At 67.7% G+C, this 23284-nt stretch carries 24 protein-coding genes; 13 read left to right on the top strand and 11 right to left on the bottom strand.

Translation table 11 applies throughout. The features are described 5' to 3' along the window. Nucleotides 1-45 precede the first annotated feature (45 nt). From NRB20_RS24370 to NRB20_RS24360, 3 genes are all read left to right on the top strand, one after another. Nucleotides 46-348 carry a hypothetical protein gene (locus NRB20_RS24370; protein WP_153412923.1) on the top strand — a complete coding sequence of 101 codons (303 nt, stop codon included), beginning with the start codon at nt 46-48 and terminating at the stop codon, nt 346-348. Between the two features lie 251 nt (nt 349-599). Further along, a complete protein-coding gene (locus NRB20_RS24365) occupies nt 600-2480 on the top strand; it encodes a hydroxysqualene dehydroxylase (protein WP_153412921.1) in 1881 nt (626 codons plus the stop codon). A gap of 113 nt (nt 2481-2593) precedes the next feature. Further along, nucleotides 2594-3244, top strand: coding sequence for a TetR/AcrR family transcriptional regulator (locus NRB20_RS24360; protein WP_153412919.1), 651 nt, complete (start codon nt 2594-2596; stop codon nt 3242-3244). Nucleotides 3245-3255: 11 nt separating this feature from the next. On the opposite strand, the gene NRB20_RS24355 is transcribed toward NRB20_RS24360, so the two are convergent. Further along, nucleotides 3256-3873, bottom strand: a complete 618-nt coding sequence (locus tag NRB20_RS24355; protein ID WP_153412917.1) for a TetR/AcrR family transcriptional regulator — start codon at nt 3871-3873, stop codon at nt 3256-3258. A 187-nt stretch (nt 3874-4060) separates the two neighbouring features. Here NRB20_RS24355 and NRB20_RS24350 point away from each other — a divergent pair, with 187 nt between their 5' ends. Both NRB20_RS24350 and NRB20_RS24345 read left to right on the top strand, forming a co-directional pair. After that, nucleotides 4061-4729, top strand: a complete 669-nt coding sequence (locus NRB20_RS24350; protein ID WP_153412915.1) for an NAD(P)-binding oxidoreductase — start codon at nt 4061-4063, stop codon at nt 4727-4729. 76 nt (nt 4730-4805) lie between these two features. Then, nucleotides 4806-5588, top strand: a complete 783-nt coding sequence (locus tag NRB20_RS24345; RefSeq protein ID WP_153412913.1) for a tyrosine-protein phosphatase — start codon at nt 4806-4808, stop codon at nt 5586-5588. A gap of 786 nt (nt 5589-6374) precedes the next feature. Here NRB20_RS24345 and NRB20_RS24340 read toward each other — a convergent pair. Both NRB20_RS24340 and NRB20_RS24335 read right to left on the bottom strand, forming a co-directional pair. Continuing rightward, a complete protein-coding gene (locus NRB20_RS24340) occupies nt 6375-6773 on the bottom strand; it encodes a nuclear transport factor 2 family protein (protein ID WP_227833819.1) in 399 nt (132 codons plus the stop codon). Then, nucleotides 6770-7333, bottom strand: a complete 564-nt coding sequence (locus tag NRB20_RS24335) for a peroxiredoxin-like family protein (protein ID WP_153412911.1) — start codon at nt 7331-7333, stop codon at nt 6770-6772. Before NRB20_RS24335 ends, NRB20_RS24340 begins: the two co-directional genes overlap by 4 nt. Nucleotides 7334-7404: 71 nt before the next feature. Between NRB20_RS24335 and NRB20_RS24330 the strand changes: the two genes are divergently transcribed. After that, nucleotides 7405-8055, top strand: coding sequence for a TetR/AcrR family transcriptional regulator (locus NRB20_RS24330; RefSeq protein ID WP_319945331.1), 651 nt, complete (start codon nt 7405-7407; stop codon nt 8053-8055). Between the two features lie 71 nt (nt 8056-8126). Here NRB20_RS24330 and NRB20_RS24325 read toward each other — a convergent pair whose 3' ends face one another. The 5 genes from NRB20_RS24325 to NRB20_RS24305 form a co-directional block, all read right to left on the bottom strand. After that, nucleotides 8127-9269 carry a thiolase family protein gene (locus tag NRB20_RS24325; RefSeq protein ID WP_153412910.1) on the bottom strand — a complete coding sequence of 381 codons (1143 nt, stop codon included), beginning with the start codon at nt 9267-9269 and terminating at the stop codon, nt 8127-8129. Between the two features lie 11 nt (nt 9270-9280). After that, a complete protein-coding gene (locus NRB20_RS24320) occupies nt 9281-9697 on the bottom strand; it encodes a Zn-ribbon domain-containing OB-fold protein (protein ID WP_153412908.1) in 417 nt (138 codons plus the stop codon). 86 nt (nt 9698-9783) lie between these two features. Next, the gene (gene meaB / locus NRB20_RS24315; RefSeq protein WP_153412906.1) at nt 9784-10698 is read right to left on the bottom strand and encodes a methylmalonyl Co-A mutase-associated GTPase MeaB; all 915 of its coding nucleotides are present in this window, start codon (nt 10696-10698) and stop codon (nt 9784-9786) included. A gap of 14 nt (nt 10699-10712) precedes the next feature. Further along, a complete protein-coding gene (locus NRB20_RS24310) occupies nt 10713-11858 on the bottom strand; it encodes a thiolase family protein (RefSeq protein WP_153412904.1) in 1146 nt (381 codons plus the stop codon). Then, nucleotides 11851-13305, bottom strand: a complete 1455-nt coding sequence (locus NRB20_RS24305) for a class I adenylate-forming enzyme family protein (RefSeq protein ID WP_153412902.1) — start codon at nt 13303-13305, stop codon at nt 11851-11853. The genes NRB20_RS24310 and NRB20_RS24305 overlap by 8 nt, the downstream gene beginning before the upstream one ends. Before the next feature lie 53 nt (nt 13306-13358). On the opposite strand from NRB20_RS24305, the gene NRB20_RS24300 reads away from it, so the two are divergent. After that, nucleotides 13359-14123 (top strand): SDR family NAD(P)-dependent oxidoreductase, encoded by a 765-nt coding sequence (locus NRB20_RS24300; protein WP_153412900.1) that lies wholly within the window; start codon nt 13359-13361, stop codon nt 14121-14123. After that, complete coding sequence (locus NRB20_RS24295; protein WP_319945330.1) at nt 14120-14920, top strand: SDR family NAD(P)-dependent oxidoreductase; 801 nt, start codon at nt 14120-14122, stop codon at nt 14918-14920. The genes NRB20_RS24300 and NRB20_RS24295 overlap by 4 nt, the downstream gene beginning before the upstream one ends. 163 nt (nt 14921-15083) lie before the next feature. Here the strand turns inward: NRB20_RS24295 and NRB20_RS24290 are convergent, their stop codons facing one another. From NRB20_RS24290 to NRB20_RS24280, 3 genes are all read right to left on the bottom strand, one after another. Next, on the bottom strand, nt 15084-16520 hold the full coding sequence (locus NRB20_RS24290; RefSeq protein WP_153412898.1) for an acyl-CoA synthetase: 1437 nt from the start codon (nt 16518-16520) through the stop codon (nt 15084-15086). Nucleotides 16521-16602: 82 nt separating this feature from the next. Next, nucleotides 16603-17460, bottom strand: coding sequence for a p-hydroxycinnamoyl CoA hydratase/lyase (locus NRB20_RS24285; RefSeq protein WP_153412896.1), 858 nt, complete (start codon nt 17458-17460; stop codon nt 16603-16605). A 292-nt stretch (nt 17461-17752) separates the two neighbouring features. Further along, the gene (locus tag NRB20_RS24280) at nt 17753-18247 is read right to left on the bottom strand and encodes a MarR family winged helix-turn-helix transcriptional regulator (protein ID WP_319945329.1); all 495 of its coding nucleotides are present in this window, start codon (nt 18245-18247) and stop codon (nt 17753-17755) included. Between the two features lie 82 nt (nt 18248-18329). Here NRB20_RS24280 and NRB20_RS24275 point away from each other — a divergent pair, with 82 nt between their 5' ends. From NRB20_RS24275 to pcaG, 5 genes are all read left to right on the top strand, one after another. Next, entirely contained in the window at nt 18330-19082 is a 753-nt protein-coding gene (locus NRB20_RS24275; protein ID WP_153412892.1) for an IclR family transcriptional regulator, read from the top strand. A gap of 113 nt (nt 19083-19195) precedes the next feature. Further along, nucleotides 19196-20656, top strand: a complete 1461-nt coding sequence (locus NRB20_RS24270; RefSeq protein WP_153412890.1) for an aldehyde dehydrogenase family protein — start codon at nt 19196-19198, stop codon at nt 20654-20656. Between the two features lie 125 nt (nt 20657-20781). Further along, nucleotides 20782-21957, top strand: coding sequence for a 4-hydroxybenzoate 3-monooxygenase (locus tag NRB20_RS24265; RefSeq protein ID WP_153412888.1), 1176 nt, complete (start codon nt 20782-20784; stop codon nt 21955-21957). Then, on the top strand, nt 21954-22670 hold the full coding sequence (gene pcaH / locus NRB20_RS24260) for a protocatechuate 3,4-dioxygenase subunit beta (protein WP_153412885.1): 717 nt from the start codon (nt 21954-21956) through the stop codon (nt 22668-22670). The genes NRB20_RS24265 and pcaH overlap by 4 nt, the downstream gene beginning before the upstream one ends. Then, nucleotides 22663-23232: a protocatechuate 3,4-dioxygenase subunit alpha gene (gene pcaG, locus NRB20_RS24255; RefSeq protein ID WP_153412883.1), complete on the top strand. Its 570-nt coding sequence runs from the start codon at nt 22663-22665 to the stop codon at nt 23230-23232. Before pcaH ends, pcaG begins: the two co-directional genes overlap by 8 nt. Nucleotides 23233-23284: the final 52 nt, after the last annotated feature.

Below are 23284 nucleotides of genomic sequence, written 5' to 3'. Positions count from 1 at the left end.
CGCTCGTTCTCATCAATTCAGCCGCGCAGAAGGTTGAAGTGCATCATGAGTATCATCGAAAAGCTTTGCGTAGCAGCCGTTGTCGCGGGCGGCCTGACCATGGGCGCGGGCGCCGCGAACGCCGCCGCGACCCCGGCGCCGGTCTCCGCGGCGCCGGTGGCCGACGACGGCAGCGAGTTGTACGGCTCGACCGCGGGCGTGCCCAATTTCCTCAGTTCCGGACTGCCGGACCTGGGCTCGAGCGCCGGGTCCGTCGGTTCGCTCCCGGCGCTGGGCGGTTTCGCCCTCAATGCCGGATCGTGCGGCCTGGCCACACTTTCCAGCATTCCGTTCTGCGTCCCGGGATAAGTCTCGGACAATTCCCGGAATAATTCGAACCACCGCGGTTCGCGTGCCGCGGTCGTCGCATGAAATGTGGTGCCCATCCTCGATCGATACGAGGATGGGCACCACAGCTGTTTCCGGGCAGGAATGGCTGCTCCACCACGTCATATTGTAACAATGCACCAAATTTCGACACATTATTGACCAGCAGGATTACTCGTGCATATAGTTGGCGGGACTCGACCGCTGGCCTGCTGTCGATGAGGACGGATTCAATGGCCGACTCCGAAGTAAACCGCCGAAAGGTATTGAAGGGCGCAGCTGCCGGCTCACTGGCCGTGGCTGCCGCCGCGACGGCGGGAGTTGCGCAAGCGCAGCCCACGACCACGACGACCCCGTCAGGTACTCCGACACCCACCACGACCACGCCCGCGACCACCACCCCGTCGCAGACGCCGACCTCCGCGCCGTCGGCGGCGATGAACACCACCGCGGCGGCGCCCGGCAGCAACCGGGTCGTCGTGCTGGGCGGCGGCGTGGCCGGGATGACCGCCGCGCACGAATTGTCCGAGCGCGGCTTCCACGTCACCATCTACGAGCCGCGCGCCTGGGGCGGCAAGGCCCGCAGTATGGACAGCTCGATGCCGGTGTCCGGTGGCCGCAAGCCCGTGCCCGGTGAGCACGGATACCGCTTCTTCCCCGGGTACTACCAGGTCACCTGGGACACCATGGCTCGAATTCCGTTCCCGGGCAACAAGAACGGCGTCATGGACAACCTCGTCACGGTCCCGAGCGTCGGGATCGAGGAGCGGGGCGGCAACCTCACCATCCCCGGCGGGTTCTGGACCGGGGATGTGCTCGAGGCGGTGAACATCAACTGGATTCTGGACACGCTGCTGGGCGGTATGACCTGGATTCCCAAGATCCCCTACGGCGAGATGTACAACATCATCCGCAAGTGGGTGGTGTACCTCGGCAGTTCCGACGAGCGCCGCATCGGGCAATGGGAGAAGGTGCCGTTCGACAAATACTGCGGCATCGGACCGGGTTCCAATCCGACCGCGAAACTCATCGTCTCGAGCATCTGCCGGGATTTCGTCGCCGCGAAGGAGAACCTCGCCAGCGCGAAGACGATCTGCGGTGAGATCGAGTGCATCCTGCTGTCCTTCCTGGGTCGCAACGAGCACGTCAAGGGCAAGACCTTCGACAACTGCCTCTGCGGGCCGACCAACGAGGTGTGGATCGATCCGTGGGTCGAGCAGCTCGAGAAGCTCAATGTCGACATGCAGTTGGGTTCGGCCTGTCAGTCGCTGACGGTGAAGGACGGCAAGATCACCTCGGCCGTCATCAAGGACGCCTCGGGGGCGACCAAGGAGGTGGACGCGGACTGGTTCGTCGTCGCGTTGCCGCCGGACAAGGTCAGCACGCTGTTCAGCCCGGAGATCCTGGCCATCGATCCCTCGCTGGGCCGGATCAAGGAGCTGTTCTGCGACTGGATGACCGGCATCCAGTTCTACCTCAACACCGACACCATCGAATCGCCCGGACACATGCTCTTCATCGAGTCGCCCTGGCGGATGTCGGGCATCCACCAGACCCACCACTGGAAGCGGCTGCACCCGGACTTCTCGAAGGACTACGGCGACGGCAGCGTGAAAAGCATTCTGTCGGTTGACATTTCGGACTGGCGCACACCCGGCGTGCAGAACAAGAAGCGGGCCGACCAGTGCAGCCCGCAGGAGGTCGCCAAGGAGGCCTGGTACCAGATCACCTCGACGGCCGACAAGATCCACTCCAACAACCTGGTGGGCTGGAACCTGGATCCCGGCATGAAGTGGAACGGTTCGAGTTACACGAACGAGGACCCGCTGCTGATCAATACCGCGGGCTCCTGGGAGATCCGCCCCACCGGGCCGACCAAGATCCCGAACATGTTCCTGGCGGGTGACTACAACCAGAGCCAGATCGACCTCGCCACCATGGAGGGCGCGAACGAGGGTGGCCGGATGGCGGCCAACGCCATCCTGTCCGCGTCCGGGTCGACCTCCAAGAAGGCCACGATCTGGCCGCACAAGACCATCAAGGAGTTCGACGGCATCCGGCAGCAGGACGCCGGGCTCTACCGACAGGGCAAGAAGCAGATCTGGGACTCCTAGTCCTCGTGCGCTACCGATCCGAGCGGCCCGGAACTGTTTCCGGGTCGTTCGGCATTCGGTAGTCGTGACTTCTCCGTTACGCAGCGAAGAAACCGATTATGTACCTTTGATGCATGGCAGCAGCACGGGACGATATGGACGAACGAATTCTCGACGCGGCATTGACCCGGGTGTTGCAGGTCGGCATCCGGCGGGCGAGTCTGGACGACATCGCGCGACGTGCCGGAGTCAACCGGGTGACGATCTACCGGCGGTTCACCACCAAGGAGAACCTGATCGACGCCATGCTCGCCCGCGAGATCCAGCGCACGCTGGCCGAGGTCACCACGATCGCCACCGCCACCAAGGGCGTGGACCAGCAGATCGAGGAGACCATCGTCTACGTGCTGACCCGGACCCACACCCACCCGCTGGTCACCCAACTGCTGGACGTGGCCCCGGAGGAGATCCTCGACTTCTACACCGTGCGCGGTCAACAGTCGGTCAAGAGCGGCATCCGCTATATCGTGCACGTCCTGGAGAGCACCCAGAAGAGCGGCGCCATCGATCAGTACGACATCCGTCCGGTCGCGGAACTGCTTGCCCGCCTGGCACATTCGGTGCTGCTGACCCCGGTCGGGGATCTGGACTTCCGGGACGAGGACCAGGTCCGCGCGTTCGTGGCGACCAGTATCGTACCGTTGGTCAAACACGGCCTACCGACGCGCGCGACGGCCGACGGGCAGGGCCGCTCGCAACGCGCAAAATCCGCCCGTAGCAGCTGATTTCGGAATATTCACTCCGCACGATCACTGACGTGGTCGATCTCCAGGGTCGGCAGACCGTGTTTGATCAGCGGCACGATGGTGTCCAGCACGAACGCGTGCACGCGGTCGGTATCCCGGAAATCGGTCTCGCCCTCCGGCACGAACAGTAGCGAATGTGCCAGGCGGGCAAGCATTTCCGCCGTCGGTTGCGGATCGTAGCGATCGACCAGACCGGCGGCCTGCGCGTGCTCCAGAATGGCCACGATGTAGCGGCTGCCCAGGGAGACCAGTTGTCCACCGCGCACGGTGTAGTACCCCAGGCTCTCGCTGGGTGTCACCTCCAGCAGCCGGGTCACCAGCGGATGCGAGCGGATGCTCGCGAGGATGTGCAGCGAGACCGATTCGATCTGGGCGTCTATGCCCTCGGTCGTCACGCTCACCGCGGTGAGTTCGGCCAGCATGCGCCGCACCTCGCGGGACAGCACCGCGTCCACCAGATCCTCGGGTGTCGGGAAGCGGGCGAGCACATCGGGTTCGGCCAGGCCCGCGCAGCGCGCGACCTCTTCGATACTGGCCTCGCGAATGCCGGTGCACAGCATCCGGTCCAGCGCCACGTCCAGTATCCGCTCGTCGAGTCCACCCACCATGTATCAATGATACGGAACCGATCACATCGATTCATCGGGTTGTGCGGGAAATTCATCGGTGAGCCGGGCGGTTCGAGGGCGTCCCGGGGCCGACTAGCCTGAAGATCGAATTGCCGGTGCCCGCAGGATGTTCGGGCCATCCGGATCATTCGGACTATTGGGACATTCGGACGAGGAGGGTGTGTCGATGAAGGTGTTCCAGATCGGTGCCGCCGGGGGTGTCGGGCGGCCGCTGGCCGCGCTGCTGCACGCACGTGGCGACGAGGTGACCGGGATGCATCGCCGTCCCGAGCAGGCCGCGGTGATCGCGGAGACCGGGGCGACGCCACTGACCGGTGATCTGATCGCCGACAGTGTCGACGAACTCGCCGAGAAGTTCCGCGGGCACGACGCGGTGGTGTTCTCCGCGGGCGCGCACGGCACCGGGCGGGACCAGACCACCGCGATCGACGGCACCGGGCTCGAGAAGGCCGCCGAGGCCGCGCGCCGCGCCGGGATCTCGCGGTTCGTGCTGGTCTCGGTCTTTCCCGACGCCGGACGCGGTCGGCCGATCAGTGAAGGGTTCGAGCACTACATGCGGGTGAAGAAGACCGCGGATGTGTACCTGAGCCGTACCGATCTGGACTGGGTGATCGTGCGGCCGGGGACGTTGCGGGACGAGCCCGGGAACGGTTGTGTCACAGCGGGTCTCGCGATCGAGTACGGCGATGTGCATCGGGACGGGGTGGCGGCGTTCATCGATGCGGCGCTGCACCGGCCGGAGTTGAGCCGGGTCATCGTCGAACTCACCGACGGCCCGACACCCGCCGCCGAGGCCGTGGATCAGGTGATCGCGTCGACCGGGCCCGCTTCCTGACGGGCCGTTTTCGCTGGACCTGCCACTGAACGGAAACCGGTCGGCGCGCTCGACGCGCCCCGGCTACCGTGACGGTATGGGTCTCATCGAACTGGAGGGCGCGGTCAACGTCCGGGATCTCGGCGGTTTCGTCACCGCCGAGGGCCGGAGGTTGGCCGCCGGACGCCTGTTCCGCGCCGACGCGCTGCACAAACTCACCGACGGCGACGTGGCGGTGCTGGCCGGGCTCGGCCTGCGCACGGTGGTCGATTTCCGGAGTTCCCGGGAGATCACCGGGGCCGGGCCGGATCGCCTGCCGCCCGGTGTCGAACGGTTCGAGCTGCCGATCTCCGGCGGCAACATCACCGCCACCCTGAGTTCGGTCTCCGACGAATCTGCCACTGCCGCACCGGATCTCGGTGAGGGCCGGGCCGCGGAGGTGATGCGCCGGATCAACCGCCAGTTCATCACCGAACCCGACTACCGCGCCGCCTTCGCCCGCACCCTGCACCTGATCGCCACCCCCGACCGCGCCCCCCTGCTGTTCCACTGCACCGCGGGCAAGGACCGCACCGGCTGGATGGCCGCGATCGTCCTGACCGCCCTCGGCGTCCCCCACGACCAGGTCGTAGCCGACTACCTGGCCACCAACGACTACGTCTGGCCCTCCTACCAGGCCTGGATCACCCGCGCCGCCGAATCCGGCAAGATCCGCGACCCCGCCGCCATGCGCGAACTCCTCTACCAGGACCCGTCCTACCTGTCCGCCGCCTTCACCACCCTCGAATCCACCTACGGCACCTTCGACAACTACCTCACCAACGGCCTCGACTTCGGCCCCGAGGACCTGGAGCGCCTGCGCGCGGCGTTACTCGAGTAGCACACCACCGTCGACCCCGGGCCACAAACAACGTTGCTACCCAACCAGTTTGGGCCGACACCGTTGCGGCGAGTCGGGCAGACCACCACCGTCCTGCCGAAAACGGGCCATCGATCGCCGCACCCGAATGCCGCGCAACGTTGCGCCGACTTACCCGGCCGCTCGCGAACAACGTTGTCGACCAAGCAGTTCAGGCCGACAGCGTTGCGGCGGATCAGGCAGGCCACCACTGCCCCACCGAGACCGGCCATCGATCGCCGCACCCGAATGCCGCGCAACGTTGCGCCGACTTACCCCGCCGCTCGCGAACAACGTTGTCGACCAAGCACTTCAGGCCGACAGCGTTGCGGCGGATCAGGCAGGCCACCACTGCCCCACCGAGACCGGCCATCGATCGCCGCACCCGAATGCCGCGCAACGTTGCGCCGACTTACCCGGCCGCTCGCGAACAACGTTGTCGACCAATCGGTTCGGGTCGACAATGATGCGGCGAGTCGGTCAGGCCACCACCGTCCTGCCGAGAACGGGCCAGCGGTCGCCACACCCTCCCGAATGCCGCGCGACATTGCGATAACTCACCCGAACGCTCGCGAACAGCATGTCGCCCAACCAGTTCAGACCGACACCGGTGCGGCGAGTCGGGCAGGCCACCATCGTCTCACCGGGAACGGGCTATCGGTCGCGGCAGCTCCCGAATGCTGCGCAATATTGCAGTGGTTCACCCGGATGCCGGTGAACAGTGTTGTCGCCCAATTGGTTCGGGTATTCGGGGCGGGCAACGCAGTCTTATTCGGTGGGTAGGATGCGGGTGCATTGGTCGATGGTGGTGATGCGGCCGTCCGGGGCGAGTCTGCCGGTGAGGTAGATTTCGGTGGCGAGTAGGTTGCCGGTGCGCATGGTGGCTGCCAGGGTGTAATGGGCGGCTATTCCTTTGTCCGACAACATCATCGAATGGGGTTCGACGTGTAGTCGGCGGACGTTGCGGCGGGCGGGGCGCGCGTGGTCGATGAGGCGTTGGCGGTCCAGGGTGATGCCGTCGTTGCGGAACTCGAAGTCGGGGGCGAACCAGCGGTCGAGGATGTCGCCGGGGGCTTCGTCGCCGAATGCCATCCGTTCGGGGTAGTGGGTCAGGAATTCGGTCAGGTCGGCTTCGGTGTGGATGCCTGCGATGTCGGGGGGCGTCATCGTGTCACGCCCGTCGTGCGGGCGGCGTGGGCGAGGAGTTCGTCCACGGACCACTGGTCGTCGAGGTGGACGCCGCGTTTGGCGGCCAGGACCGTGCCGTCGGGGGCGATGAGGAAGTCGGCGGGCAGGCCCAGGCGTCCGCCGTCGGCGTGGGCGGGGGTGGGCGGCTTCTCGTGGCGGCGTACCGCCCGGATCTCGTTGGCGACGCTGCGGATGATGGCGGGCCAGCCGCGCGGGTCGAGCAGGGCGCGGGGGCTGGATTCGACGCCGAATTCGCGGTACAGCGCGCGGGCGGGGTCGGCGATCAGGTCCAGCGGGACGGCGGCGGTTTGGGCGCGCAATTCGGTTGCGCTGGAATGGAATACCACCACCTCGTGGATTCCGGCGGCGGTGATCTCATGGTGGCGTAGGACGAACGAGCGCAGGTGCAGACTGCACACCGGACATCCGGCGAAGCGGCGGAACTGCAAGTGCACCAGGCGATTCGGGTCGGGGACGGAGACTTCGGTTCCGGCGATGGTGATCAGCGTCCGGGCGGGCACCGATGACGACAATGACATGGCAACTCCCTTCGTAAGCGTACGAGATACGCTTATCTCCAGTATGCGCGTATCCCGTACGCTGTCAATCCGTGCCCCGCCCCCGCTCCCTCACCCCCGACGATCTCGCCACCGCCGCCCTGACGGTGATCGATCGCGACGGCCTGTCCGCCCTGACCATGCGGGCGGTGGCGCGCGAGCTGCGGATGGCGACGATGGCCCTGTACCGCTACGTCTCGGACCGCGACGAACTCGAAATCCTGGTCGTCAACCGCATTCTCGCCCCCGTCGACGTATCCCTCCCCCCGGACACCGACTGGTGTGAACGCGCCGCCCTGCTGCTCGACCGCCTGCGCACCGTCGCCTCCGCACACCCCGCAGCCATCCCGCTGACCCTGCGCCACCGCCAGTCCGCCCCCGCCGTCATGCGCTGGATCGAAACCATGCTCACCGTCCTGACCGACGCCGGTTTCACCGGCCCCGACCGCGTCATAGCCCAACGCACGATCGTCGGCTTCCTCCTCGGCCACCTCCAGAACGAGCACTACGCCTCCCTCGGCGGCCCCGGCACCACCCACCTGACCCACGCCCCCGCAGAAGAATTCCCCCTCCTCGCCGAAACCGCCACCCAAGCCAGCACCATGTCCCCCACCGACGAATTCCGCGGCGGCACAGCAATACTCCTCGAGGGCCTCACCGCCCACCTCGAACGGCTCCAGCCCGGCGAAGCCACGCTCGAGTAGCCCGACTTCACAGCACAACGGCCGGGGTGGGGACGATCGGATCGTCCCCACCCCGGCCGTGTCGAAAAGAACTACAGGCTCAGGACCGTGGCGGCGGCGGTGCCGGGGGCGCCGTAGACCTGGGCGTAGCCGACGCGGGGGTTGCCCGGGACCTGGCGGTCGCCGGCGGCACCGCGCAGCTGCTGGACCAGCTCGTAGACCTGGCGGATGCCGGAAGCCCCGATCGGTTCGCCGTTGGCGATCAGGCCGCCGTCGGTGTTGATCGGCAGGCGTCCGCCGATCTCGGTTGCCCCCTCGGCGAGCAGCTTCTCCTGGTCGCCGTCGGCGCAGAATCCGTTCTCCGCCATGTGGATCAGCTCCGCGCCGGCGTCGGTGTCCTGGAGCTGGATGACGTCCACGTCCTCGGGGCCGATACCGGCGGTCTCGAATGCCGCGCGCGAGGCGTACACCGTCGGCGACACGTCCTCATCGATGGCCGCCCACGTGCTGTGCACCTCGTACGCGCCGTACCGCCGCGTGCGAATCGCGGTGGAGCGCAAGTAGATCGGGTTCGAGGTGTACTTCTTGGCCAGATCACCGCGACACATGATCACCGCCGCCGCGCCCTCGTCGGGTGAGCAGAACATGTACTGGGTCAGCGGATAGTTCAGCATCGTCGAGTTCAGGATCTCGTCTTCCGGAATCGGCTTGCGCCGGAAGGCGTTCGGGTTCAACGCGCCGTTGCGGAAGTTCTTCGCGGCGATCTTGGCCAGCGTGCGCTGCGAGATGTTGTGGTCCTGGATGTAGCGATTGGCCTTGATACCGAAGAACTTCGTGGTGACGAACTGGCCGTTCTCCGCGTACCAGCCGGGCAGCCCGAGCTTGGCCGGATCGTCGGTGAACGCGCCGCGCGGATGCTTGTCCATCCCGACCGCGATACCGATGTCGTACCGGCCCGAGCGGATCGCCTCGGCGGTCTGCTCGATCGAACTCGCCGCTGTGGCACAGGCATTGAACACATTGGTGAACGGAATCCCGGTCAGCCCGACCAGCCGGGTGACCGCGTCCGGATTGCTCACCTCGTAGCTGCCGCCGAAGCCGAACTGGATGTCCTTCCATTCGGCTCCGGCGTCGGTGAGCGCGAGTTGGATTGCGTCCGCGCCCATTTCGATGGCGGTCTTGCTGAATCGGCCGAACGGGTGCAGGCCGACGCCGATGATGGCAACGTCGTTCATGTCAGGCTCCTTCAGGCCGGTTGGAATGCGATGGTCACGACCTCTTCGCCGTTCTCGTCCACATACAGCGGGACGAAGGTCAGCTCGAGTTCCATACCGGGTTTCAATGCGTCCGGATCGGCGGTGGTCAGCCGGGATTCCACGCGGACCTGATCACCGAGCTGCACCAGGCCGACGCCGAACGGTTCGAAGGTGTCGGCGGTCTCCTTGCCCGCGTAGGGCAGTTTTGGGACGAAACCCTGTGTCGTCCAAGCGATCAGCGTGCCGCGGGTGGGCAGCAGCACCTCGGACATGTCCGGGCCGCTGCACCGCGGGCAGCGGGCCTGCCGCGGCCACGTCACCGCACTGCACGAACCGCACCGGGTGCCGACGAGCTGTGGATTGTCCGCGGGCCACGTGGATGCTTCGGGCGCGAGCGCCTTGGCCATGTGCCGTCCTCCATCTGTCTTGTCACCCGCGACGGCACGTCGACCCGAGGGTCAGGTGTCCGAAACCGCGGATGGAAATCTAATTCTCATTTAATGTATACGTCATTTCCGTTCGTGTGAACATCCGGGCGATCACGGGCCGACAGCAGACGGTCCGCGGCGGTGTACACATCGCACGTACCGGCAGCGACCTCGGCCGCGAGCCGGTCCAACGCGGCGTCGTCACGCAACCGGCTCTGCGCCAGCGACAGGATCTGCGCCCGCGCCCGAGCACCGCGACGCGCACCGGTATCCGCGCGATGATGCGCGTCGATGGCCTCGGCCAACTCCGCGATGCCGGTGTTCTGCGACGCGACCGCGGTCAGGATCGGCACCGAAACCTCTTGGCGCAGATCACGAACCGTCTGTTTCGCCCCGTCCCGATCGGCCTTGTTCACCACCAGGATGTCCGCGACCTCGAGCAGACCCGCCTTGGCGGCCTGCACCGCGTCTCCCGCACCGGGATTCAGGATCACCAGCGTCGGATCGGCCACCGCCGCGATCTCGATCTCGGACTGCCCGACCCCGACCGTCTCCAGCAGGATCAGGTCGTACCCCAGCGCGCCCAGCAGCGCGATGGCCGCCGGGACCGCCGCGGCCAGCCCACCCAGATGACCGCGCGTGGCCACCGAACGGATCAGCACATCCGGGTCGTCGATGTGCTGCGCCATGCGGATCCGGTCCCCCAGCAGCGCACCACCGCTGTACGGGGAGGACGGATCCACCGCGAGCACCGCCACCCGCAGACCACGTTCGCGATAGGCCGCGACCAGCGCCGCGATCGTGGTCGACTTGCCCGCGCCGGGCGGCCCGGTCACCCCGGCCACCCGCACCGGCACACGCTCCCCCAAATGCGCGAGAACCTCTGCCCGCCGGTCACTTTCGACCAGACTCAGCAGCCTCCCCGCGGCCCGCAACGATCCCGTGCGGGCCGCATCGATGAGTTCGGCAACGCTCTGCATGTACTACCGCTGCCTCACGGCGCGGGTACCTCGATCACCGTCGCCGAACCCATACCGCCGCCCGCGCACATCGCGGCGATGCCGAATCCGCCTCCGCGACGGCGCAATTCGTGCACCAGCGTGACGATCATGCGAGCGCCCGAGGCCGCCACCGGGTGCCCCAGCGAGCAGCCGCTGCCGCTGAAGTTCACCGCGTCCGGATCCAGATCCAGCGCCCGGATCGCCGCGACCGGCACCGAGGCGAACGCCTCGTTGATCTCGAACAGCTTCACATCCGACAGCGAAATCCGGGCCTTGGCAACGGCTTTGGTGATCGCCTCGATCGGGGCCAGCCCGGTGACGGCCGGATCGACGCCGACCGACGCCCAGGACCGGATGTACCCGAGCACGGGCAGCCCGAGGCTCTCACTCGCCACCGCGAGGGCCGCGGCACCGTCGTTGGAACCCGACGCGTTACCGGCGGTGATGCTGAAACCCTCGATCTCCGGGTGCAGCACCTTGAGCCCGCCCAGCTTCTCGAGGCTGGTCTCCCGGCGCGGGTGCTCGTCGACCTCGAACAGCCCGTGCGGGGTCTGGATCGGGACGATCTCCTCCTTGAACCGGCCCTCGTCGATGGCCGCGATGGCGTTGCGATGCGAGCGCAACGCCCACTCGTCCATATCCGCGCGGGTGAGCCCGGCCTTGACCGCGGTGTTCCAGCCGACCGTGATCGACATGTCCAGCGTCGGGGCGTCGGGCCGTTCGGGATGCGACGGCGAGACCCACCGCTCGTTCCACTCGTCCTCGCCGACCTTCCACTTGACCTGCGGCGCAGTCGATTCCGAGTTCACCCCACCGGCGATGACCAGATCGTTCATCCCGGCCCGGATCCCGGCCGCGGCGGTCTGCACCGCGGACATCCCGGCCGCGCAGTGCCGGTTCAGCGCCATACCCGAGGCCGGGGTCAGCCCGGCGGTGATGGCCGCGTGCCGGGCGATGACGCCGCCACCGTAGCGGCCCTCACCGAGGATCACGTCCTCGACGCGGCTCGCGTCGACCTCCCCGGCCACCGCGGACACCACATGGTGGGCGAGGTCGAAGGCGTTGGTGTCGCGCAGGGTGCCCTTGCGGGCGGTCCCGATCGGGGCGCGCAGCGCGGACACGATGACGGCTTCAGGCATGAGTGTTCTCCAATTCGGCGACCAGGGTGCGGCGCACCAGTTTTCCGGTTTCTGTCTTGGGCAGTTCGGTCCGGAACACGACGGTGTCCGGGGTCTTGGACGAGCGCAGCCGCGACCGCACCCATCCCTTGATCTCCTCGGGATCGCCCTCGCCGACCAGCACGGCGACCAGGCGCTGACCCCATTCCGGATCGGGCACGCCGATCACCGCGGCCTCGCGGATGCCCGGATGATCCAGCAGTACGTCCTCGATCTCGGCGGGTGCGATGTTCTCGCCGCCGCGGATGATGGTGTCGTCGGCGCGGCCCTCGATGAACAGGTAGCCGTCGGCGTCCAGGCGGCCCAGATCCCTTGTCGGGAACCAGCCTTCGGCGTCCAGGGCGCTGCGGCCGCCGTACTCGCCGGAGATCTGTTCGCCGCGCACGAACACCAGGCCCGATTCGCCCGCGGGCACGGGTTCGTCGGTCTCACTGCGGATTTCGACCTCGATGCCGGGCAGCGCGCGCCCGACCGAGCCGAGGCGTTCGCGCACGGCCGGGTCCTGGGAGGCGAATGCCTCGCGGTGGTCGTCGGGGCCAAGGACCGCGACCGAGGACGCGGTTTCGGTGAGGCCGTAGGCGTTGACGAATCCGGTGTCGGGGAACACCTTCAGCGCGCGTTCGAGCACCGGACGCGGGGTGCGCGAACCGCCGTAGGCCAGGCTGGCCAGTCCGGGGGTGGCCGCGTCGTCACCGTCGACGGCCGAGACGATGCGGGCGAGCATGGTCGGCACGAGCATCGCGTGCGTGATCTTCTCCTCGCGCACCGTGGCGAGCCAGCGTTCGGCGTCGAAAGCGGGCAGGTAGACCACCCGGCGGCCGGAGTAGAGGTTGGACAGCAGATTGGTCAGACCCGCGATGTGGTACGGCGGTACCGATACCAGCGACGCGTGCCCGGGTTCGGAGCCGCCGAACTCCATGGTGTTGAACAGATACGCCATCAGGTGCCGATGACGCAGCAGCGCGGCTTTGGGTTCGGAGGTGGTGCCGCTGGTGTAGATGATCGCGGCAACGGCGTTCTCGTCCCAGGGCGGGTCGATCTCGTTCTCGTCGGCCGGAAGTTCGTCCGCGACCAGCGCGTCCAGATCCTCCGGCCGCAGCACCAGCGCACCCTGATGCTTGTCCAGCAGCGCCGTGAGCTGCTGTTCGCCGAGTCGGTAGTTGAGCGGGACGAACGGCACCCCGGCCAGGGCCGCGCCGAACAGCGCGACCGGATAGGCCAGATGACTCGAACCCAGGTAGAGCACCGCGGGGCGGTCCCGGATCCGGTCGGCGAGGAGCCGGGCATAGGCGCGCAGTTCGCGCGCGCTCAGTGAGCGGTCCCCGACCGTGATGACCGGTCGGGGCCCCGGTTCTGTGGCTTCCGTCTCCGCCGAGACGGCCATGTCTAGGATCATGCTGATGTTCATGAGAACATTATTCTCTCAGTCAGAGAGTAGTGATTTCAAGAGAGGGTAACGACATGCAGATCAGTGGAAGCTCGGCGATCGTGGTCGGCGGCACCGGCGGCCTGGGTGAGGCGACCGTCCGGCGGTTACACGCGGCCGGCGCGAAGGTCGTCGTCGCGGACGTCGCCGACGACAAGGGCAAGGAGCTGGCCACCGAGCTCGGCATCCGTTACGTGCACACCGACGCCACCGACGAGGACTCGGTGCTCGCGGCCATCGCCGAGGCGGAATCGCTGGGGCCGCTTCGCATTTCGGTCGACACCCACGGCGGCCCGGCCAGCGGCGGACGGCTCGTCGGCAAGGACGGCTCGCCGCTGGCGCTCGACGGTTTCCGCACCACCATCGAGTTCTATCTGACCGCGGTGTTCAACGTGCTGCGGCTGTCCGCGGCCGCGATGGCGAAGACCGAACCGCTCGAGGAGGGTGGTCGCGGTGTGATCGTGAACACTGCCTCGATCGCCGGGTACGAGGGCCAGATCGGCCAGTTGCCGTACTCCGCGGCCAAGGGTGGCGTGCTCGGTATGACCCTGGTCGCCGCGCGTGACCTGTCGCCGCTGGGCATCCGCGTGGTGACCATCGCCCCGGGCACGGTCAACACCCCCGCCTACGGCAAGTCCGCCGACAAGCTCGAGCAGTACTGGGGCCCGCAGGTGCCGTTCCCCAAGCGGATGGGCCGTTCCACCGAATACGCCCAGCTGGCGCAGTCGATCATCGAGAACGACTACCTCAACGGGGAGACCATCCGGCTCGACGGCGCGCTGCGCTTCCCGCCGAAGTGAGCGTCGGCGAATCGGGCACCCGCGGCCCCGGCAACGGCCGGGGCCCGGGTGGGCCGCTCGCGGGGAAGGTCGCGTTCGTCGCGGGTGCGAGCCGGGGTATCGGGGCGGCCATCGCACAGGGGCTCGCGGATGCGGGTGCGGCCGTGGCGGTCGCCGCGCGGTCGGAGACCGAGGGCCGGGTGCCCGGCACGATCGGCGCGGTCGCGGCGCGGATCGAGGCGTCCGGTGGGCGGGCGCTGCCGGTACCGTGTGACGTGTCCGACGAGGAATCGGTCGAACAGGCCGTTGCCGCAACGGTTTCCGCTTTCGGTGGGATCGATGTCCTGATCGCCAATGCCGGGGTGCTGTGGATGGGGCCGGTCGAGACGACGCCGTTGAAGCGATGGCAGCGTTGTATCGATGTGAACCTGACCGGGGTTTTTCTGGTGACCAAGGCCGTGCTCCCGCAGCTGAAGGCGCGCGGGGGTGGATCGATGATCGCGATCACCACGACCGGTGTGGACATGATCGATCGGGGCGCGAATGCCTATTGGGTGTCCAAGGCCGCGGCCGAGCGGCTCTATCTGGGGCTGGCCTCGGATCTGCGGGGCGACAACATCGCGGTGAACTGCCTGAGTCCGTCGCGGGTGGTGCTGACCGAGGGGTGGCAGGCCGCGGGTGGCGGCCGGGAGATTCCGGAGGAGATGGTCGAACCGCCGGAAACGATCGCCCGTGCGGCGGTGCTGCTGGCCGGGCAGGACGCGTCGGGGATCACCGGGACCGTGCAGCGCTCGGAAATACTTGTGCCGCAGGGTTGATCGGCGCAGCGGCCGCCGCAGATGAGGATCGGGCGGCCGCGGCTGGGCCGAACAGCGTTCCGCCCCAGGCGGTTCGGCGGCATCCACTCGTTCGGGGCGACCGTCGATTACGCGGCTGATCGGGTAGCTCGGTCCGGTTCGAAGCCGGACCGATCACCGTGGATCAGCCGTAGAGGTCGCGCACGACGGACTTCAGGATTTTCCCGGAGCCACCTCTCGGCAGTTCGTCGACGAAATGTACAGATCCGGGCACCTTGTATCCGGCCAGGCGTTCGCGGGCGAAGGTGAGTAGCGCCTGCGGGTCGATGTCCTGTCCGTCCGCGAGCACGACGACCGCGCGGCCGACCTCACCCCAGCGCTCGTCCGGGACGCCGATCACCGCGCACGCCGCCACCGCCGGATGGGCGGTCAAGACGTTCTCGACCTCGGCGGGGTAGATGTTCTCGCCGCCGGAGATGATGACGTCCTTCATCCGGTCCACGATGTAGACGTAGCCGTCCGGATCGACGGTGGCGACATCGCCGGAGTGGAACCAGCCCTCCCGCAACACTTCCGCGGTGTCGGCGGGGCGGTTCCAGTAGCCGGACATCACATTGGGGCCGCTGACGATCACCTCGCCGCGTTGTCCGTCCGCGACCGGCTCGCCCTGTGCGTCGACCACGCGCACATCACTGAAAAACGAAGGCACACCGGCGGATCCGACCTTGGTCTCCGCGTGTGCGGGGTCCAGCAGCAACGCGCCCGGTGACGCCTCGGTCATGCCGTATCCCTGCACGAAGGTGAGCCCGCGCGTCAGGTAACGCCGAATGGTGTTGTGCGGCACCGGCGCTCCGCCACACAACAGCACCCGGATACTGGACAGATCCGCGGTCTCCCAGCGGTCGAGCGCGGCCAGCGCGTCGTACATGGCGGGCACACCGAACATGCGCGTCACCCGATGATGCTCGATCGAATCGAAAACCACTGCGGGATCGAACTTCTCGAGCAGGACGACGCAGCCGCCCTTGAGCAGGACGGGCAGACACAGCATGCCCAGCGCGGCCGCGTGGAACAGCGGTGCGGAGACCAGCGCGACCTCGTCCGTGGCGACATCCGATTCGACCAGGACGTTGAGGCAGTTCCAGGTGAGATTGCCGTGGGTGAGCACCGCGCCCTTGGGACGTCCGGTGGTGCCCGAGGTGTACAGGATGACGCAGGGATCCTCGAGGCTCACCGGCTCGTCGGGAATTTCGCCGGCACCGTCGTCCGCGTCGTTCGCGTCGCCCACGAGCACGGTCGGCACATCGATGCTCAGCTCCCCCACGACATCTCGGTACACCTCGGTGTGGAACAGCACCCGCGCACCGCAATCGCCGAGGATGTAGTCGATTTCCGCTGCGGCACTGCGGAAATTCACGGGCACGAACACCGCGCCGATCGCACCGGCCGCGAACAGCAATTCCAGATACGCGGGATGATTGGGTCCCAGATAGGCGATCCGATCACCCGCGCGCACACCCGCGCCCCGCAACTCGCCGCAGACGCACGCCACCCGGCGAGACAACCGCGCGAAGGTGATCGACCGTCCCGCGCCGATCACCGCCACCGCGTCTGGTGTCATCCGAGCCCGCCTCGCGGGCCACGAGCCGAGTCCCCGATTCCGCACGATTCATCCTCCCTCGCGACCGTTCCGGTTGTGGCCGTTATCGTTTCGCCGGATCCTTCGACGGGTCGAAGGCGCCGAGTCCCGGGCGGTAGCTCTTGTCGTCCAGGAACTGGGACAAACCCTTCTCCCGGCCGTGATCGGTGTCCAGGGCCCGGGTCTGATCCAGTTTCGCGTACAGATAGTCCTCGGACTGCGACCAGCTCATCTCCGCCGCGAACCGGTAACCCACCTTGGCACTGTGCAGCACAACGGGATTCAGCCCGGCCAGGCGCGTGGCCAGCTCCCGCGTGCGCTCGCGCAGCCGCTCGGCCGGAACCGCCTCGTTGACCAGCCGCATCTGGGCGGCACGCGCACCGTCGAAGGTCTCACCGGTCATGATGAAGTACAGCGCGTCACGCTGCGGCACCGTGGCGGCCAGCGCCTTGGTCACCACGCTCCCCGGCGGAATGCCCCAGTTCACCTCGGACAGACCGAATTTCGCGGTCTCGTCGGCGATCGCCAGATCACAGGCCACCAGCGGGGTGAAGGCCCCGCCGAAGCACCAGCCGTTCACCATCGCGATGGTCGGCTTGGGGAAGTAGGCCAGCCGCCGCCACTGCCATTCGTTGCTCTCCCGGCGCACCTTGTACTGCAACGCGAGATCCCCCGTCGCCTCGACGTCGCGGAAGTACTCCTTCAAATCCATTCCGGCGGAAAAGGATTCACCCGCACCCGTGAGCACCAGCACCCGGCAGCGCGGATCTGCCTCCAGATGATCCAGCACCCGGCACATCTCGGTGTTCAGGGTCGGATTCATCGCATTGCGCTTGTCCGGGCGATTCAACGTCACCCAGGCGATGCCCTCCTCGAACTCCACGCTCACGGTCTCGCCCCAGGGCTCGGTCGCTGTCGTCATCGGCGCTCCATTATCAGTATTGCTGATGATTGCGTTCCCATGGTGCCGCCAGATCCCTTCGCCGTCAACAGCTACGGGCCACCGTTCGCCGCCGGACGATGTCGCCTACCGCTGATGGCCATGTCACGCGACAGGCCGCCTCGAGCACTCGCGGCAGGCAAGGTCACCGACCACCCAACCCAACCCCGACGAGCGCAGTCGCCTACCGCGCGAACAGGCCACCTCGAACATTCCGGACAGGCGAGGTCACCGACCGTTGAACAGCACGGTCACCTCCCGACAAGCGCGTCGCCTACTCGTCGATAGCCGAGGTAGCCGAGATGCCCCGGGAGGCGGCCTCGGCGGTCAGCGCGGACACGCCCTGCCGAAGCGCGGCACGAAATTCCGTCCCCCGGCGTGTGGTCATCTCGGCGAGCAACCCGGATTCGATCTCCGCGATGTGCGGCGCGACCTGGTCGAGCAGTTCACGCCCCCGCTCGGTCAGCGACGCGACCAGCACCCGGCGGTTGCCCGGATCGCGATCCCGGCTGATCAGCCCGCGATCCTCCAGCGCGCGCACCATGACGTGCATGGTCTGCGGGCGCAGGAACGCGCGGCGGGCCAGTTGCGCCGAGGACAGCCGACCGCGCCGTTCGAGCACCGTCAACGCCGTGTACTGCAAGGTGGTCAGCCCGAGCGGGCGCAGCGCGTCGTCCATCACCGCCCGTACGGCCAGCTCCAGCTGTTTGATCAGGTACAGCGTCGAGGGCGGGGCGGCCGCGTCGGGATCGTCGTTGGCTGCGGTCACGGAGGTCATCTTCGCATCGCGGCGCGGCGGCTAGGGTGTCCCGTATGGCGCGGGAGCCGATCGACCGGGTCGCGGGCGGCTGATGGCCAGGTCACCCAGCGGCGAATCCGTACTGTCCCGGGCGGTGCGGATCTTCGAGGCGTTCGACGCCGACACCCCCGCCATCGGTGTCTCCGAACTCGCGCGACGCACCGGTCTACCGATCGCGACCACCTCGCGCCTGGTCAACGAGCTGATCGGTTACGGCTGGCTGCGGCGCGACGCCGATCGCCGCATCCGCATCGGCGTGCGGATCTGGGAACTGGTCTCGCGCGCCTCCCCCACCCTGGGCCTGCGCGAGATGGCGATGCCGTTCATGCAGGATCTGCACGCGGTGATCGGCAATCACGTGCAACTGGCGGTCCTGCAGGACAGCGAGGTGCTCTACATCGAACGCCTCTCCGCGCCCGGTTCGGTCCGCAATCTGAGCCGTTACGCCGGACGGCTGCCCCTGCACGCCTCGGCCCCGGGCCTGGTGCTGCTCGCGAACGGCCCACTGGAACTTCAGGATTCGATCCTGACCCGGCCACTCGATCGGTTCACCCCGAACACCGTCACCGATCCGAAAGCATTGCGCGCCTTCCTCGGTGAGATCCGCCGCACCGGAATCGCCTTCTGCCCAGGACATCTCGACGCGACCACCACCTCCATCGCCGCACCCGTGCGCACGGTGCGCGGACTCGTCGTCGCCGCGCTCGCCACGATCGTCCCCAACGACGACGCGGCCCGCAGCATCGCTCCCGCCGTGCAGGCCACCGCGCGCGGCATCTCCCGCGCCCTGGGCGCGGATCGCTGAATCTCATCCATTCAATGGGAATGTGGTAGTGGCACGGGACACACCCTCGCCATGCTGTCACCAATGACCAGGCCAAACCCGGCGGCGGGTGGCGGCGACAGAATCGAGAAACCATGCCCATCACTCGTGATCTGCTCATCGGCGGCACGGACCGGCCCGCCCGCGGCGGCCGGACCACCACCGTGACGACGCCACACACCGGAGCCGTCCACGCCACCGTCGCCGCGGCCGAACCCGACGACGTGACCGCCGCGATCACGGCCGCCGACAACGCATTTCGCGACTGGGCCGCACTGAGCCCCTTCGAACGACGCGCGATCTTCCTGCGTGCCGCCGATCTGCTGGAGGCCAGGACCGAGCAGGCCGTGCAGACCATGGCCGGGGAGGTCGGCGCGGCCGCCGGGTGGGCCGGATTCAACGTGTGGCTCGCCGCGAACACCCTACGCGAGGCCGCCGCCGCGATCACCGCCCCGCGCGGCGAGGTACTCACCACCCAGCAGCCCGGCATTCTGGGCCTGGCGGTGCGGCAACCGGTCGGCGTCGTCGCGGCCTTCGCGCCCTGGAACGCCCCGATCATCCTGGGCATCCGCGCGCTGGCCGCACCGCTCGCCGCCGGGAACACCGTGGTCCTCAAGCCGAGCGAATTCGCCCCGCTGGCCAGCGGACTGTTCCTGGCCGACGTGCTGCGCGAGGCCGGACTGCCCGACGGCGTGTTGAACGTGATCACCAACGATCCCGCCGACGCACCCGTCATCGCCGAGACCCTGATCGCCGACGACCGCGTCCGCGCGGTGAACTTCACCGGCTCCACCGCCGTCGGCCGCATCATCGGAACCCTTGCCGCACAACACCTCAAGCCCGCCGTGCTCGAACTCGGCGGCAAGAATTCGGTGATCGTGCTGGCCGACGCGGATGTGGACTACGCGGTCACCGCGGCGGCATTCGCGATGTGCAACAACGTCGGTCAGATCTGTATGTCGGCGGATCGGCTGCTCGTGCACGAGTCTCTCGCGGAGGAGTTCACCGACAAACTCGCCGCCGCGGTCGAGGCACTGCCCGCGGGCGATCCGGCCGATCCGACGACCGTGATCGGGCCGCTGATGAGCCCGGCGGCCGCGTCCCGGGTGGCCGCGCTGGTCGCCGACGCGGTCACCGACGGCGCGAAACTCGTTGCGGGAGGCGGTGATCCGAACGGTGCGCACTATCCGGCGACGCTGCTCACCGATGTCCCCGCCCACGCGCGGCTCCACCACACCGAATCCTTCGGCCCGGTCTGCGCGATCGACACCTTCGAGACCGACGACGAGGCCGTCGACAAGGCGAACGACACCGAGAACGGCCTGTCCGCGGGCGTGATCACCGAGGACACCTCGCACGGCCTGCGGGTGGCCGCCCGGCTGCGCACCGGCATCGTGCACATCAACGATCAGACCGTCATGGACGAACCGCAGGCCCCGTTCGGCGGCTTCAAGAGTTCGGGCTACGGACGTTTCGGCGGACGCTGGGGTATCGAATCCTTCTCCAACACAAGGTGGCTCACCATGGCCACCGACCACGCCCGGTTCCCGTTCTGAGCCGTGCGCACCACCCGTACCCCCGCACCCCGGCGACGGATCCGCCGCCGGCGAACCAGTCAGGAATCGATCATCCTCAGCAATTCCCCTGCCCGGCACCATATTTCGAAGCGAAAGGACGATTCATGCGCACTCGCGTAGCGATCATCGGCGCTGGACCCGCCGGACTGTTCCTGGCGCAGCTGCTCGACGCGGCCGGAATCGAATCCGTACTCGTGGAGCGGCGCAGCGCCGAATACGTGAAATCCCGTATCCGCGCGGGCATTCTGGAGTCGGCGTCGGTGCGGCTGCTGCGCGAGGCCGGGGTCGGGGATCGGATCGCGCGGGACGGGATCGAACATCGCGGCATCCATCTGCAATGGCCGGGCGAGCGGCGGCATCTGGATTTCGTGGATCTGACCGGGAAATCGGTGTGGGTGTACGGGCAGACCGAGGTGACAAAGGATCTGATGGCCGCGCGGGAGCGGGCGGGGCAGGCGGCGTTCTACGAGGTGTCCGATGTCGAATTGCACGATGTCGAGTCCGATTCTCCCGCAGTGACTTTCACCGATGCCGAGGGGCGGGCGCAGCGGATCGACGCCGAGATCATCGCGGGCTGCGACGGATCACACGGTCCCAGTAGGCATTCCGTCCCGCGGCAGCATCGCCGCACGCTCGAGCGCACCTACCCGTTCGCCTGGCTCGGCATCCGCGCCGACGTCGCCCCCTCCACCGACGAGCTGATCTACGCCTGGCATCCGGACGGTTTCGCGCTGCACAGCATGCGCTCACCCACCGTGAGCCGCTTCTACCTGCAAGTTCGCCCCGACGAGGACCTCGCCGACTGGAGTGACGACCGGATCTGGGACGCGCTGTCCACCCGCTTGGGCCTGGACGGCTGGACGCTGCACCCCGGCCCGATCACCGAACGCAGCGTGCTGCCCATGCGCAGCGTGGTCACCTCCCCGATGCGCCACGGACGCCTGTTCCTGGCCGGCGATGCCGCCCACACCGTGCCGCCGACCGGCGCGAAGGGGCTCAATCTCGCCATCGCCGATGTCGCGCTGCTGTCCCGTGCCATCGCCGAATGGCTCGGCGCCGGTGATACCCGGCTCGCGGACGCCTACTCCGACACCGCGTTGCGCCGGGTGTGGCGGTGCACCCACTTCTCGTGGTGGATGACCACGATGCTGCACCGGCACGGCGACGAGTTCGATGCCGGGCTGCAACTCACACAGTTACAGCGCGTCGCCCAATCTTCCGCCGCCGCAACCGAACTCGCCGAGAACTATTCCGGAATCCCCATCGAAGGACTGCCATGACCACCCCGCTCACCGGCTACCGGCCCGACCCGCCCGGCACCCATCCCCCGCTGGACTCCCCCGAGTACCGCTCGACCGCGCTGCGGCATCCCGATCAAGCGCTGATCCTGTTGCCGCACACGCTGACCGAGATCACCGGCCCGGTGCTGGGACACGACGCGGTGCGTCCCGGGGAACACGATCTGACCTTCCAGCATCGCGGCGAGCCGATCGGGCAGCGCATCGTCGTGTTCGGGCGGCTGCTCGACGGGGACGGCCGCCCGATCCCCGATTCGCTGATCGAGATCTGGCAGGCCAATGCCGCGGGCCGCTACCGGCACATCGGCGACCGCTGGGACGCGCCGCTGGATCCCAATTTCGACGGTGTGGGGCGCACGCTGACCGACAAATTCGGCCGCTACGAGTTCGTCACCATCCAGCCCGGCGCGTATCCGTGGGGTAATCACCACAATGCGTGGCGGCCCGCGCACATCCACTTCTCGGTCTTCGGGCGGGCGTTCACCCAGCGCCTGGTCACCCAGATGTATTTCCCCGGCGATCCACTCTTCCACCAGGATCCGATCTTCAACTCGACTCCGGAAGACGCACGGCCCCGGCTGATTTCGCGTTTCAGCCTGGAACGCACCCGGCCGAACTGGGCGCTGGCCTTCGAGTTCGACATCGTACTGCGCGGGCGCGAGCAGACCCCGTTCGAGGAGCCCCACCATGACTGAATCCACCACCGAACTACCCACCACCCCGTCGCAGACCGTGGGGCCCTTCCTCACCATCGGCCTGGACTGGGGTCGCGCCGGAACCCTGGTCGTCCCCGAGGGCACGCCCGGGGCGTTCTGGATCCGGGGCGAGATCTTCGACGGTCACGGCGATCGGATTCCCGACGCTCTCGTGGAGACCTGGCAGGCCGCGCCGGACGGGCGTTTCGATCACCCCGAGGATCCGCGCGGACGCCACCCGGGCTGGCGCGGGCTGGGCCGCAGCGACACGCGTCTCGGCGAGTTCGCCATCCACACAGTGCTTCCCGGCCCGGTGCCCACGCGCGACAGTCGGCCGCAGGCTCCGCACATCGATGTGTCGGTCTTCGCGCGTGGCATGCTGCACCGCGTCGTCACCCGGATCTATTTCCCGGATACTGCCGAGGCCAATGCCGCGGACCCAATCCTGTCCACCGTGCCGGAGGATCGTCGAAACACTTTGTACGCCACCCATTCCCCCGACGGCTATCGCTTCGACATCCGTTTGCAGGGCCCCGGGGAAACGGTCTTCTTCGATGTGTGATCGGGTGGAGAACTCCGGACTCACCGGTTCGATCACCCGGGCGAGCCGGTCT

It is taken from the genome of Nocardia macrotermitis (assembly GCF_009604405.1).
Lineage (GTDB): Bacteria > Actinomycetota > Actinomycetes > Mycobacteriales > Mycobacteriaceae > Nocardia > Nocardia macrotermitis.
This window is presented reverse-complemented; position numbering and strand designations above follow the sequence as displayed.

What these genes read in the sequence shown, in the direction of transcription:
- NRB20_RS24355 (WP_153412917.1), bottom strand. Translation starts at nt 3,873, where the DNA reads ATGGTGGGTGGACTCGACGAGCGGATACTGGACGTGGCGCTGGACCGG.
- pcaG (WP_153412883.1), top strand. Translation starts at nt 22,663, where the DNA reads ATGACTGAATCCACCACCGAACTACCCACCACCCCGTCGCAGACCGTG.
- NRB20_RS24265 (WP_153412888.1), top strand. Translation starts at nt 20,782, where the DNA reads ATGCGCACTCGCGTAGCGATCATCGGCGCTGGACCCGCCGGACTGTTC.
- NRB20_RS24365 (WP_153412921.1), top strand. Translation starts at nt 600, where the DNA reads ATGGCCGACTCCGAAGTAAACCGCCGAAAGGTATTGAAGGGCGCAGCT.
- NRB20_RS24290 (WP_153412898.1), bottom strand. Translation starts at nt 16,520, where the DNA reads ATGACACCAGACGCGGTGGCGGTGATCGGCGCGGGACGGTCGATCACC.
- NRB20_RS24360 (WP_153412919.1), top strand. Translation starts at nt 2,594, where the DNA reads ATGGCAGCAGCACGGGACGATATGGACGAACGAATTCTCGACGCGGCA.
- NRB20_RS24320 (WP_153412908.1), bottom strand. Translation starts at nt 9,697, where the DNA reads ATGGCCAAGGCGCTCGCGCCCGAAGCATCCACGTGGCCCGCGGACAAT.
- NRB20_RS24310 (WP_153412904.1), bottom strand. Translation starts at nt 11,858, where the DNA reads ATGCCTGAAGCCGTCATCGTGTCCGCGCTGCGCGCCCCGATCGGGACC.
- NRB20_RS24305 (WP_153412902.1), bottom strand. Translation starts at nt 13,305, where the DNA reads ATGAACATCAGCATGATCCTAGACATGGCCGTCTCGGCGGAGACGGAA.
- NRB20_RS24275 (WP_153412892.1), top strand. Translation starts at nt 18,330, where the DNA reads ATGGCCAGGTCACCCAGCGGCGAATCCGTACTGTCCCGGGCGGTGCGG.
- NRB20_RS24285 (WP_153412896.1), bottom strand. Translation starts at nt 17,460, where the DNA reads ATGACGACAGCGACCGAGCCCTGGGGCGAGACCGTGAGCGTGGAGTTC.
- NRB20_RS24270 (WP_153412890.1), top strand. Translation starts at nt 19,196, where the DNA reads ATGCCCATCACTCGTGATCTGCTCATCGGCGGCACGGACCGGCCCGCC.
- NRB20_RS24345 (WP_153412913.1), top strand. Translation starts at nt 4,806, where the DNA reads ATGGGTCTCATCGAACTGGAGGGCGCGGTCAACGTCCGGGATCTCGGC.
- NRB20_RS24325 (WP_153412910.1), bottom strand. Translation starts at nt 9,269, where the DNA reads ATGAACGACGTTGCCATCATCGGCGTCGGCCTGCACCCGTTCGGCCGA.
- pcaH (WP_153412885.1), top strand. Translation starts at nt 21,954, where the DNA reads ATGACCACCCCGCTCACCGGCTACCGGCCCGACCCGCCCGGCACCCAT.
- meaB (WP_153412906.1), bottom strand. Translation starts at nt 10,698, where the DNA reads ATGCAGAGCGTTGCCGAACTCATCGATGCGGCCCGCACGGGATCGTTG.
- NRB20_RS24370 (WP_153412923.1), top strand. Translation starts at nt 46, where the DNA reads ATGAGTATCATCGAAAAGCTTTGCGTAGCAGCCGTTGTCGCGGGCGGC.
- NRB20_RS24335 (WP_153412911.1), bottom strand. Translation starts at nt 7,333, where the DNA reads ATGTCATTGTCGTCATCGGTGCCCGCCCGGACGCTGATCACCATCGCC.
- NRB20_RS24340 (WP_227833819.1), bottom strand. Translation starts at nt 6,773, where the DNA reads ATGACGCCCCCCGACATCGCAGGCATCCACACCGAAGCCGACCTGACC.
- NRB20_RS24300 (WP_153412900.1), top strand. Translation starts at nt 13,359, where the DNA reads ATGCAGATCAGTGGAAGCTCGGCGATCGTGGTCGGCGGCACCGGCGGC.
- NRB20_RS24350 (WP_153412915.1), top strand. Translation starts at nt 4,061, where the DNA reads ATGAAGGTGTTCCAGATCGGTGCCGCCGGGGGTGTCGGGCGGCCGCTG.